This window comes from Proteus sp. MB838 (genome assembly GCF_054767435.1).
The window spans coordinates 60,991-73,516 of record NZ_BAABMO010000014.1; the positions used below are offsets into that span (position 1 = coordinate 60,991).

The following is a 12,526-nucleotide window of genomic DNA, read 5'->3' on the forward strand; positions in this document are numbered from 1 at the left end:
ATCCTCTATCTAATTGATAGTTATGGTAAAAAATAGCCATATGTTAATAAGATGTTCTATTGGCGAATGAAAAACAACCTAAATGACTCGATTCATCAAAAAACAGGTATGAAAATTCAAATTTTTTTGATATAAATCAACTTTGGTATGACCATATTGCCAATGAGCTTTGGCTATTATCAAAATCATTGACTGAAACGTTTTAACTGTCGTTATTTAAGTGGATTTAACCAAGATGACTTAAATAACAACAGTAAATATCTTTAGGAGTGACGTTATATGTCATTAACAAAAATTGTTATAGTCGGTGGTGGAGCTGGTGGATTAGAACTAGCGACTAAATTGGGTGATAAGTTAGGGCGCAAAAAAAAAGCAGAAATTACCCTTGTTGATAGAAATAATAGTCACTTATGGAAACCTCTGTTACATGAAGTTGCCACAGGCTCATTAGATGATGGTGTTGATGCATTAAGTTATCTCGCTCATGGTTATAACCATCACTTTAATTTTCAATTAGGCACTTTAACAGGGCTTGATCGCCAACATAAAAATATCACTTTGGCTGCTATTTATGATGAAAATCAAGAGCTATTAGTTCCAGAGCGTCAACTCGATTATGATATTTTAGTCATGGCCTTAGGCAGTAAATCTAATGATTTTGGCACCCCAGGGATCAAAGAGCACTGCATTTTTTTAGATAGCCCACAGCAAGCACACCGTTTTCATAATGAAATGCTCAATTTATTTTTAAAATATTCAGCAGACTCCAGCGCAGAAGCTGAAAATCGTAAAGTAAATATTGCGATTGTGGGTGGTGGTGCAACTGGAGTGGAATTATCTGCCGAATTACACAATGCTGTTCGCCAACTCAATAGTTATGGTTTAAAAAAATTAGCGCCATCAGCTCTTAATATCACGCTTGTTGAGGCGGGTGAGCGAATATTACCTGCATTACCCGTGCGTATTTCAAGTGCAGCACACCAAGAGCTGACTAAGTTGGGTGTGCGCGTGATGACGAAAACCATGGTAACAAGCGCCGATGAAAAAGGGTTAAATACCAAAGATGGCGAGCATATTGATGCTGATCTGATGGTTTGGGCTGCGGGGATCAAAGCCCCAGACTTTATGAAAGATATCGCTGGATTAGAAACCAATCGTATTAACCAATTAGTCGTTAAGCCGACACTACAAACAACATTAGATGATGCGATTTTTGCGATTGGTGATTGTGCATCCTGTCCGCGAAAAGAGGGAGGATTTGTTCCGCCAAGGGCACAATCCGCTCATCAAATGGCAAGCCGTTGTTATAGCAATATTTTAGCCATGTTAAAGGGTAAAACGTTAAAAGAATATGTGTTTAAAGATCATGGCTCGTTAGTTTCGCTCTCTAAATTTAGTACGGTAGGGAGTTTGATGGGCAACTTAATGAAAGGCGATATGATGATAGAAGGGCGTATTGCACGTATCGTTTATATTTCTTTATACCGTATGCATCAAATTGCGTTACATGGTTATCTTAAAACAGGTTTGATGATGTTAGTTGGATCAATCAATCGTGTGATTAGACCAAAACTAAAACTTCATTAGTGAATAATGGTTTATTTTTCTAACTTTTGTTTCTTTTAGCAAACAAAAGTTTATTTTAACCCCCCGCAGTATTTATATTGTCGGGGGTTTTATCTATCTAAAGAGTAGTAATAATTGTGAACAGTCAAAATAAGAATCTCTGAATTAGATGATTAATTCAGTAGAAAATATTTATGTGGATATCGAATTAATTTTTTAACAATATTAAGCTTCAATTTCAAATAACTTTATGAAAAGTATAGTGTTATTTCTATAAATTTAATTATTTATATATAAAAATAATCTTCAATAGAATAGGGGTTTTCATAAATTAAGATTTTTCTTAAATAGAAATAGGCGCTTTTAAGAATTTATTTAGGTCATAAAATGTTATGGTATTTAAAGATACATATTAAAACTTATAAATAATATATGTGAATAAAAAATATGTATTTAATCTATTATTTTTATTATCTTTATGTACAAACCAGTCTGTTACGCATAGTGAAAAGCAAATCGGCTATGTAAAGGTTAATGAAGAAGTTTCTTAAAAGAGATTACATTTGTTAACTTGATGTTATCATTACGCTATATTTATAAATATGTAAATGAAATTAGATTTCATTGATGAGATAAGAAATATTTAAGTTCATTCTTAATTTTTTTGAAAATAATTAGAAAATAGCGCGTATTTAATTAACTGATTAAAACAATAATTAGTGGTGTATTTACCATGTTATAAGTACATAGTTTACTTATGATGTTAATCAGCAAGGACGTAATAATATATTTTTTCATATAAGCTTATTCATTCAACATATTGAATTACAACATGGTGATAAAAGAGTGAAATCCGCTTATAACAAAAAAATAGTAAAATAGGGATAAACGCATAAAAAGGGGAAAAAGTGAGTGTTGATAGCAAAAAGTTCACACTAATAGGACTAATCCTTGTATTAGCTATTCTTTTATTTGTCGCTTGGAAGTGGATATTTCCACGGCCACAATTTGCCCATGTGGTTTCAGCAACACCGATTAAATCAACCGTTTTTGTGACAGAAGAGTATTGCCATCGTATTGGACTGCCTACACAATTTACACCAGAAAAATTATCGCGTTTTCATCCCGCAGAGCAAGAGTGCCGTGTTTTCTATATGATAGAAGCGCTAAACAATAAAAGTATTGCTCACTTCCCTTATGCTCAATTTAGAGAATGTATTCCCATTTACCGCCAAGAAAGGCGAGTTATCGGTTATGATGTGCTTTACACAATTGATGGTACACCGGGTAAAGTGAGAACGACATTTAAACCGGGCGATATCATCGCGCTAGATAGCGATGGCCGACTTGTTTTGGAGCAAGAGCCATATTGTTCTATGAATGAAAATATTCCTTGCCGTAAAGAGTAACGGTTTTCTTTTTAGCATTAACGCTGATAACTGATAAGATAAAAAAGGCCTAATATTTATTATGTTAGGCCTTTTTGCATTTTATTATCTAAACAGACAATGCGTTTATTTTGTGTTCACTAAAAGCGGTGAGCATATCGTCGATAAAAGTGAGTCGTTTTTCTCGATCGGTTAGGCTTATCATAAATTTCAATTTGGTAGGGCCATCTAAACGGAAGACGCTCGGTTGCTCTTGCAATAAACCGATTAAATAAGTCGGGTCGACATTATTTTTTTCACCAAACTCAATAAAGCCACCTTTGTCATGGGCTTCAATGCGAGATATACCTAAACTCATGGCGCTTAATCGAATAGCCGCATTACGTAATAAGTTGCGTCCTGCATCAGGTAAGGTGCCGAATCTATCAATAAGCTCTGCCCTTAGATCATTAAGTTCATTTAAGTCTTTGGCACTGGCAATACGTTTATAGAAAGAGAGTCTTACATTGACATCAGGAATATAGTCATCGGGCAATAGCACCGGCATTCTTAATTCAATTTCGGTTTGCTGATTGGTCAGATCTTCTAATGATGGCTCTCGACCCTCTTTTAATGCTTCAACGGCACTTTCTAGTAACTCCATATATAAAGAGAAGCCAACGGTATTCATTTGACCGCTTTGCTCTTCACCTAATAGCTCTCCCGCACCACGAATTTCTAGATCATGTGTAGCTAAAGCAAAACCTGCGCCGAGATCTTCTAGGGAGGCAATCGCTTCTAAGCGTTTATGGGCATCTTTAGTCATTGCTTTGGGATGAGGGGTTAATAGATAAGCATAGGCTTGATGGTGAGAGCGACCAACGCGTCCACGTAATTGGTGTAGCTGCGCTAAACCAAAGTGATCAGCACGTTCAATAATAATGGTATTGGCACTCGGAATATCAATACCCGTTTCTATAATGGTGGTGCAGAGCAATACATTAAATCGTTGATGGTGAAAATCGTTCATCACACGTTCAAGCTCACGTTCACGCATTTGCCCATGGCCAATACCAATACGAGCTTCAGGTACTAACTGTGCTAGCCTATCACGCGCTTTCTCTATATTTTCAACATCGTTATATAAATAGTACACTTGCCCGCCACGTAATGTTTCACGCAAGATAGCCTCTCTAACAACCAGATCATCATATTCGCGGACAAATGTTTTAACGGATAAACGGCGAGCGGGTGGGGTGGCAATAATTGACAGATCACGCATACCACTCATCGCCATATTTAGCGTACGAGGAATAGGGGTGGCCGTTAAGGTTAATATATCGACATTGGCACGCATTGCTTTAATACGCTCTTTATGACGTACACCGAAGCGATGCTCCTCATCAACAATTAATAACCCTAAGTCTTTCCATTGAATGCTCGGTTGTAATAATTTATGTGTACCAATAACGATATCAATGGTGCCTTCTGCTAATTTTTCGGTGATCTGCTGCTGCTCTTTGGCACTACGAAAACGTGAGATCATCTCAATATTGACCGGCCAATTAGCAAAGCGATCACGAAAGTTTTCAAAGTGTTGTTGAGCCAGTAGGGTAGTAGGCACCAAAATAGCCACTTGCTTATTGTTGCTTATTGCAAGAAATGCCGCACGCATAGCAACTTCTGTCTTACCAAAACCAACATCACCACATACTAACCTATCCATTGCAATGGCTTGGCACATATCACTTAATACGGCATTAATTGCCATCTCTTGATCGGGTGTGGTTTCAAAAGGGAAGCTTTGGCGGAAAGTGTGATATTGTTCTTTATCTAATTTAAACGCAAAACCAGATTTTACGGCTCGTTGAGCGTAGACATCTAATAATTCCGCCGCCACATCACGCACTTTTTCAGCTGCTTTTTGGCGCGCACGAGTCCAAGCATCACCCCCTAATTTATGAAGAGGTGCATTTTCATCCGCCCCACCAGAGTAGCGACTGATCAAATGCAGTGACGAAACAGGAACATAGAGTTTGTCATCTCCCGCATACGAGAGGATCAAGTACTCTGCTTTTACGCCACCCGCTTCTAAGGTGGTCATACCTTGATAACGACCCACCCCATGCTGAAGATGGACAACAGGTTGTCCGGGACTTAATTCTGCCAGATTGCGGATCAGTGTATCGGTATTGATGGTGCGACGATTATCTTGACGGCGACGGTGGACTCGCTCACCTAACATATCACTTTCGCAGATCAGCGCTAACTGACGATAATTGTCAATAAAGCCATGCTCTGCAGAGCCAATAATAAAATAACACCCTTTCTCTTTAGCATCCGCTAATTCAATAATTTGTTTGGGGGCAATTTTAATTCTAGATAAGAGCTCTTGAACGGTTTCCCGCCGGCCTTCACTTTCAACCGAAAAAACAATACTGCCAGAAAATTGCTCTTGGAAACGGCGTAGATTATCAAGCGGTGATTTACTTTGTGCATTGACTGATAAATCAGGCAGTGGTTGATAACCTAAATTGGTATAACCCGCTTTTTCCGGCAGTGCTTGCGTTTTAAGTTGAATACGTGGCCACTGTTTCAACTGTTGATTGAGCGTTTCGACATTAAGCCAAATATCATCTGGTGGCAGTAATGGCCGCATGGGATCAACACGACGGCTTTCATAACGTTGGTTGATATCTTGCCAAAATTTATCAGCGCAATCTTGCAGATCTTGCGTCACAATTAAGGTGTTTTGTGGGAAATAAGCAAATAAATTGGATAATGGCTGACTAAAAAAGAGCGGTTGCCAGTATTCAATTCCTGCGGGTAATACTTGCTTACTTACTTGTTGATAGATATGTTCAGGATCACGTCTTACTTCAAAACGTTCACGCCATTGGCTACGAAAGAGTTCAATCGCATTAGGATCAGTTGGAAACTCATGAGCCGGTAATAGTTTGATCTGCTTGACTTCTGTTAAGGTGCGTTGCGTATCAACATCAAAAGTTCTTAGGCTATCTATCTCATCATCAAAAAAGTCAATTCGATAAGGAAATTCACTGCCCATCGGGAATAGGTCAAGTAATGCGCCGCGTGTTGCATACTCGCCATGTTCTAACACTTGTTCTACATGACGATAACCCGCCTCATCAAATGTTTTGCGTAAATTGTCGCGAGAAAGTTGCTCTCCTTTACTCATTATTAATGCATGACTTGCGAGATAATCTGTTGGGCAGACTTTTTGCATTAACGTATTGACGGGTAAGATTAAAATTCCCTTGAGAAGTGATGGAATACGGTATAGCGTAGAAAGGCGGTTAGAGATTATTTCTTGATGGGGAGAAAAACTGTCGTAAGGCAATGTTTCCCAATCAGATAATGTCTCTACAGGATAATCACAAAACTGACGGATTTCATCTTGTAAACGCAGTGCATTTTGCATATCACGAGTGACAAGAACGGCTAATCCAGCATGACGTTTAATGATTTCTGCACATTCTAGGGCGCAAGCGGCACCTGTCAGCTGACCCAGCTGGCGAGTATCCCCTTGTTTTACAGGAAGTTGATAACGATATTCTGAGGACATAAGCGTGTAATGTGAACTCTTGGTTGTAGTTAACTCCCAACACATCTTTAGCGACATCGCCAAAGCTTAAACTGGCGGGCAGGTTAAGATAAAAGAAAAAACCACAGTTTGGGAATAGAGTGGTTCCATTCAGTAAGACTACCCTTTATTATCCCTGAACACTTAGCATTAGCAACAGGAACAGCACAGTTTTCATGTACAATTCTGTCTCATTTTTTATAGGGCTCCGTTATATGCGGGGTCGCGCAGTCGACAAATTTGGTCGATTCGTCTCATGGCTATCCGCTTTAGGGATTATGCTGGGTGTTGCGGCATTGATCACAGTGACTTCTGTGATGAATGGCTTTGAACGCTCATTACAAAACAGCATTTTGGCCTATATTCCACAAGCTGTTATCACAACACCCAATGGGCAGCTACCCAAACAAGATAGTACTGCACAAATGTTATTAAAACGAGAAGATGTTATCAATGTCGTTCCTTTAGTTGAAGGGGATGTGGTATTACAAAGTAAAGATAATATCGGTGTTGGCGTGATGTTAGGGATTGACAAAGCACAAGATGAACCCCTAACACAGTTTATTCGCTATGGCGATTTCTCGTTATTAAAACCGGGAGAATATGGTGTGATCCTCGGTAGTGGTTTAGCTAAACAGCTAAAAACCAAAGAAGGGGATAGCATTCGCCTTATTGTTCCCGGCGTAAGCCAACTCACCCCAATGGGCCGAGTGCCTAGCCAACGACTGTTTACAGTCAAAGGTATTTTCCAAAGTGGCGGTGATGCGGATGCTTCTCAACTTCTGGTCAATCAACAAGATGCGGCGCGTTTGATGCGCTATCAACCCGGCAATATTACCGGATGGCGTCTATTCTTCTCAACCCCCCTTAATATTGAAAAATACAGTGCTGAACCTTTGCCAGCAGGTTTAAGTTGGAAAGATTGGCGTGAACGAAAGGGCGAGTTTTTCCAAGCAGTGAAAATGGAAAAAAATATGATGGGCTTATTATTAAGCCTAATTATTGCGGTCGCCGCGTTTAATATTATTACTTCGCTTTCATTACTGGTGATGGAAAAACAAGGTGAAGTGGCAATATTACAAACCATGGGGTTAAAGCGTTCACAGATAATGTCCATCTTTATGCTACAAGGGGCAGGTGCCGGTATTTTAGGTGCTATTGCGGGAGGTTTGTTAGGGGCGTTACTATCAAGCCAACTAAATGTGATTATGCCTGCGGTAGGGCTTATTCCTCATGGGGTAGAATTACCCGCGACTTTAGAGTGGAGCCGAGTCTTTATGATTGGTTTTACCGCTATTGTGATTTCACTATTATCGACTTTATACCCGTCTTGGCGGGCCGCAACTATTCAGCCAGCAGAGGCGCTACGTTATGAGTAATACCCCTTTATTACAATGTCATGCACTTTGTAAGCAGTATCAAGATGGTGCTATTTCAACACAAGTCTTAAAATCCGTCTCTTTCGCGATCAATCAAGGTGATTTTATGGCGATTGTCGGCAGCTCAGGTTCAGGTAAAAGTACCCTATTACATTTATTGGGTGGTTTAGACTCTCCAACCTCAGGTGAAGTGATATTTAAAGGGCAATCGCTCAATAAATTAACTTCAACGGCAAAGGCGGATTTACGTAATACTCAATTGGGTTTTATCTACCAATTCCACCATTTATTACCTGATTTTACTGCATTAGAAAATGTTGCAATGCCTCTAATGATTGGTGGAATGAGTGCAGTAAAGGCCAAACAGAAAGCGATGTCTTTACTTGATGCCGTAGGATTAACTGCTCGTGCACATCATCGTCCTTCTGAGTTATCTGGGGGAGAAAGACAACGTGTTGCTATTGCTAGAGCCTTAGTAAACGATCCGGCGTTAGTTTTAGCCGATGAGCCGACAGGTAATCTTGACCAAAAAAATGCGGAAGGTATTTTCGAATTACTCATGAAATTAAATAAAGAAAAGAAAACTGCCTTTTTGGTTGTTACTCATGATTTATCTCTCGCGGCACGCTTTCAACGTCAACTTGAAATGAAAGATGGTCAATTAGAGTCTCAAGAAGCGATTTCAGGAGTGGAATAATGGCGCAGTTGCCACTTGCTTTAGTTACCGCATTACGTTTTTCAAAAGGACGAAAACGTGCTGGTATGGTGTCATTAATTTCGATTATCTCAACGCTGGGCATTATGTTGGGTGTAGCGGTATTGATTATCGGATTAAGTGCCATGAACGGTTTTGAACGTGAATTAAAAAACCGCATTCTTTCTGTGGTTCCCCATGGACAAATTTATTCGGTAGAACAACCCTTTATATCTTGGCAACCGGCACTATCTCGGATTGAAAATACTGAGGGTGTTGTTGCTGCTGCCCCCTATATTTTATTAACCGGATTACTTGAAAAAGGAACAGAATTAAAAGCGGTACAAGTGATGGGGGTTGAACCGAATAAACAAAGTGATATCAGTTTATTACCGAGCTATGTGCAAAATAATGCATGGCAACATTTTCAAGCGGGTCAACAACAAATCATTATTGGCCAAGGTGTTGCCGATGCCTTAAAAATCAAACAAGGTGATTGGTTAACTATTCTGATCCCTAACAATGATGATCCGAAAAAGCTATTACAACCTAAACGCATTCGTTTACAAGTCAGTGGCATATTTAAACTCAGTGGTATGCTCGATCACCAATTAGCGTTAATTCCATTGGCAGATGCGCAACAGTATCTTGATTACGGCAAAGGAATTACGGGTATTGAAGTGAAAACAAGCGATCCATTTCTAGCTAATGAAATTATTCATAATGCAGGCTTAAATAGCCAAGCCTATGTTTATGCTAAAAGCTGGATCAGCGATTATGGTTATATGTATAGCGATATTCAGATGATCCGCAGCATTATGTATCTCTCAATGATTTTAGTGATTGGGGTTGCTTGTTTTAATATTGTCTCGACGCTGATTATGGCGGTAAGAGATAAGAGCGGAGATATTGCTATTTTACGAACGTTAGGTGCAAGAGATAGCCATATTCGCAATATTTTCTTATGGTACGGACTGTTGTCAGGCATGATCGGATGCGTGGCCGGTGTTATTATGGGGGTAGTTGTCTCACTAAATTTAACCCCTATTGTCTCGGTAATTGAATCCATGACAGGGCATAGTGTGCTATCAGGAGATGTCTATTTTGTCGATTTCTTACCTTCAGAAATACATGCAATTGATGTTTTCTCCGTATTTTTGACGACGGTTATTTTGAGTTTGATTGCCAGTTGGTATCCTGCTCGTCGAGCAACTAAACTCGATCCTGCTAGAATTTTAAGTGGACAGTAAGTTTATTGACATAAAATGGATATAAACGGAAATAAGACAGTAAAGTTATCAATTTTTATTGATTGTTAAATATAAAAACCAAGGATTGCCATGATGAAACTTAAACTTCGTCATCGTCGGCTTAGGAAGTTTCGTAAGATAAAAAGTTTACGTAGACAACACTCACGTTGTCGTTATTTTCATTTAACCCATAAAACGGAACATGAAATGAATTTACCCAAAGTAGTGGTGCTAACCGGGGCGGGCATTTCGGCTGAATCAGGTATAAAAACCTTTCGATCAGAAGATGGATTGTGGGAAGAGCATCGCGTTGAAGATGTGGCAACGCCAGAGGGATATCACCGCAACCCTAAGCTGGTTCAGCAGTTTTACAATGAGCGCCGTCGTCAATTACAACAACCCTCAATTCAACCTAATGAAGCACATTATGCATTAGCAAAACTTGAGCAATATCTTGGAAAGGACAATTTCCTGCTGGTTACGCAGAATATTGATAACTTACATGAAAAAGCAGGGAGTAAACATATTCTCCATATGCATGGTGAGTTATTGAAAGTCCGCTGTCCGCAATCAGGTCAAGTTTTTGAATGGAAAGGGGGTTTATCAACGACAGATTATTGCCATTGTTGCCAATTTCCCTCTCCTCTACGTCCACATATTGTTTGGTTTGGCGAAATGCCAATCGGCATGGATGAAATTTATCACGCTTTAGCACAGGCAGATCTCTTTATCGCTATTGGCACTTCGGGGAATGTCTATCCTGCTGCTGGGTTTGTCCATGAAGCACGGTTAACAGGGGCTCACACGGTTGAGCTTAACCTTGAACCTAGCTTAGTGGAGAGTGAGTTTGAAGAAAAACATTATGGCCCCGCAAGCCAAGTGGTTGATGCATATGTCCATAAATTGTTTGATTTAATTAATGATCCTAAAGCTGATTTGACGCAATAATTATTTTATAGAGTTCCCTATTATTGTTATTAGAGAGATTTAGGGGGCAAAATGGATAAATTATTAGAACGGTTTTTTGAATACATTAGTTTTGATACACAATCGAAACCATCATCGAAAATGTCACCAAGTAGCGATGGTCAGCTAAAATTAGCGAAGGCACTGGTACAAGAATTAAAAAAACTGGGTTTTTCTGATGTGACACTCAGTGATAAAGGATGCGTTATGGCGAGTTTGCCCTCTAACGTATCTTGGCCTGTACCTGTTATTGGCTTTATTTCCCATCTTGATACTTCACCTGATTTTTCAGGTAAACATGTAAAACCTCAAGTGCTTGAAGATTACCGTGGTGGTGATATCGCGCTAGGTATTGGTGATGAAGTATTATCACCGGTTATGTTTCCAATTTTACACTCAATGATTGGTAAAACATTAATTACAACGGATGGTAAAACTCTATTAGGTGCTGATGATAAAGCCGGTATCGCAGAGATAGTCACTGCGATGGTACGTTTAAAAGCACAAAATCGACCTCATGGTGATATCCGTATTGCATTTACGCCGGATGAAGAGATAGGGCGTGGTGCACATTATGTCGACCTAAAAGCATTTGGTGCTAACTGGGCATATACCGTTGATGGTGGAGGTGTGGGCGAATTGGAATATGAAAATTTCAATGCCGCTTCTGTGAGTATTAAAATCGTTGGTAATAATGTTCATCCCGGTAGTGCCAAAGGCGTGATGGTAAATGCGTTAGGACTTGCTTCGCGTATTCACCAAGAATTACCTGTTGAAGAGACCCCTGAAAACACAGAAGGCTATGAAGGTTTTTATCACCTACAAAGTATTAAAGGTACGGTGGAAAGAGCCGAAATGCACTATATTATTCGTGATTTTGATCGCAATCAGTTTGAAAAGCGTAAACAAAACATGATCACGATTGCTGAAAAAGTAGGTAAAGGTCTACATCCTGATTGCTATATTGAACTAACTATTGATGATAGCTACTACAATATGCATGATAAAGTGGTTCAGTATCCACATGTTATTGATATTGCAAAACAAGCAATGATTGATTGTGATATTGAACCTGATATTAAGCCTATTCGTGGTGGTACAGACGGTGCTCAGCTTTCTTACCGTGGATTACCTTGCCCAAATATCTTTACGGGTGGTTATAATTTTCATGGCAAACATGAATTTATCTCTTTAGAAGGTATGGAGGCCGCAGTAAGTGTTATTATGCGAATTGCTGAAATTACTGCCGAAAGAGAAAAAGCAAAAGTTATTTGTTAATAGAGCAGTTATGTAAAATAATTGCCCCATAATAGCCGACAATCTCGGCTATTATTTTATCTTTATATTTTAAATATAGGGTTTGTTTTCATATTATTTAAAATTAAACTTTAAAAATAAGTTTGTTTTTTATAAGTTATTGGCCGATTATTTCAAATAATATTCTTTATAATCTAAATAAAATGATATAAGGATATTTGCGTAATGGCTGTACTCTCCAAAATAATAATAAAACAAACAAGATCAGAATGTCTGTGTAAAAAAATACCGATAACCAGTGATAATACTTTTAGTAAACAAGAGTATAAAGCATCGTTTATTATCGTTTTCAGCTATTTTTTAATTACCCATCTTATTATATTTTCTTTATATTTATCAAATGATAAGCATACCTGGTTACTTTTAGGGCTACAGAGTGCGTT

At 38.8% G+C, this 12,526-nt stretch carries 8 protein-coding genes; 7 read left to right on the forward strand and 1 reads right to left on the reverse strand.

Annotated elements, in window-relative coordinates; genetic code table 11:
• The first annotated feature begins 279 nt into the window (after positions 1-279).
• Together ACYUCW_RS08290 and umoD are read left to right on the forward strand one after the other, a co-directional pair.
• On the forward strand, positions 280-1,587 hold the full coding sequence (locus ACYUCW_RS08290; protein ID WP_460408368.1) for an NAD(P)/FAD-dependent oxidoreductase: 1,308 nt from the start codon (positions 280-282) through the stop codon (positions 1,585-1,587).
• An 887-nt stretch (positions 1,588-2,474) separates the two neighbouring features.
• On the forward strand, positions 2,475-2,975 hold the full coding sequence (gene umoD, locus ACYUCW_RS08295) for a flagellar biogenesis regulator UmoD (protein WP_004247102.1): 501 nt from the start codon (positions 2,475-2,477) through the stop codon (positions 2,973-2,975).
• An 88-nt stretch (positions 2,976-3,063) separates the two neighbouring features.
• Here umoD and mfd read toward each other — a convergent pair whose 3' ends face one another.
• A complete protein-coding gene (mfd, locus tag ACYUCW_RS08300) occupies positions 3,064-6,519 on the reverse strand; it encodes a transcription-repair coupling factor (RefSeq protein WP_460408377.1) in 3,456 nt (1,151 codons plus the stop codon).
• Positions 6,520-6,713: 194 nt separating this feature from the next.
• On the opposite strand from mfd, the gene lolC reads away from it, so the two are divergent.
• The 5 genes from lolC to pepT all read left to right on the forward strand — a co-directional run bounded on the left by lolC (position 6,714) and on the right by pepT (position 12,104).
• Positions 6,714-7,916 carry a lipoprotein-releasing ABC transporter permease subunit LolC gene (gene lolC / locus ACYUCW_RS08305; protein ID WP_460408371.1) on the forward strand — a complete coding sequence of 401 codons (1,203 nt, stop codon included), beginning with the start codon at positions 6,714-6,716 and terminating at the stop codon, positions 7,914-7,916.
• Positions 7,909-8,613 carry a lipoprotein-releasing ABC transporter ATP-binding protein LolD gene (gene lolD / locus ACYUCW_RS08310; protein ID WP_004247832.1) on the forward strand — a complete coding sequence of 235 codons (705 nt, stop codon included), beginning with the start codon at positions 7,909-7,911 and terminating at the stop codon, positions 8,611-8,613. Before lolC ends, lolD begins: the two co-directional genes overlap by 8 nt.
• The gene (gene lolE, locus ACYUCW_RS08315) at positions 8,613-9,860 is read left to right on the forward strand and encodes a lipoprotein-releasing ABC transporter permease subunit LolE (protein ID WP_004247833.1); all 1,248 of its coding nucleotides are present in this window, start codon (positions 8,613-8,615) and stop codon (positions 9,858-9,860) included. The genes lolD and lolE overlap by 1 nt, the downstream gene beginning before the upstream one ends.
• Positions 9,861-9,950: 90 nt before the next feature.
• Positions 9,951-10,808, forward strand: a complete 858-nt coding sequence (gene cobB, locus ACYUCW_RS08320) for a Sir2 family NAD+-dependent deacetylase (RefSeq protein WP_460408372.1) — start codon at positions 9,951-9,953, stop codon at positions 10,806-10,808.
• Between the two features lie 51 nt (positions 10,809-10,859).
• Positions 10,860-12,104, forward strand: a complete 1,245-nt coding sequence (gene pepT / locus ACYUCW_RS08325; protein WP_004247111.1) for a peptidase T — start codon at positions 10,860-10,862, stop codon at positions 12,102-12,104.
• The last annotated feature ends 422 nt before the right edge of the window (positions 12,105-12,526 follow it).

Coding starts and splice junctions, on each gene's coding strand:
- ACYUCW_RS08290 (WP_460408368.1), top strand. CDS start 280: ATGTCATTAACAAAAATTGTTATAGTCGGTGGTGGAGCTGGTGGATTA.
- lolC (WP_460408371.1), top strand. CDS start 6,714: ATGTACAATTCTGTCTCATTTTTTATAGGGCTCCGTTATATGCGGGGT.
- pepT (WP_004247111.1), top strand. CDS start 10,860: ATGGATAAATTATTAGAACGGTTTTTTGAATACATTAGTTTTGATACA.
- lolD (WP_004247832.1), top strand. CDS start 7,909: ATGAGTAATACCCCTTTATTACAATGTCATGCACTTTGTAAGCAGTAT.
- mfd (WP_460408377.1), bottom strand. CDS start 6,519: ATGTCCTCAGAATATCGTTATCAACTTCCTGTAAAACAAGGGGATACT.
- lolE (WP_004247833.1), top strand. CDS start 8,613: ATGGCGCAGTTGCCACTTGCTTTAGTTACCGCATTACGTTTTTCAAAA.
- cobB (WP_460408372.1), top strand. CDS start 9,951: ATGATGAAACTTAAACTTCGTCATCGTCGGCTTAGGAAGTTTCGTAAG.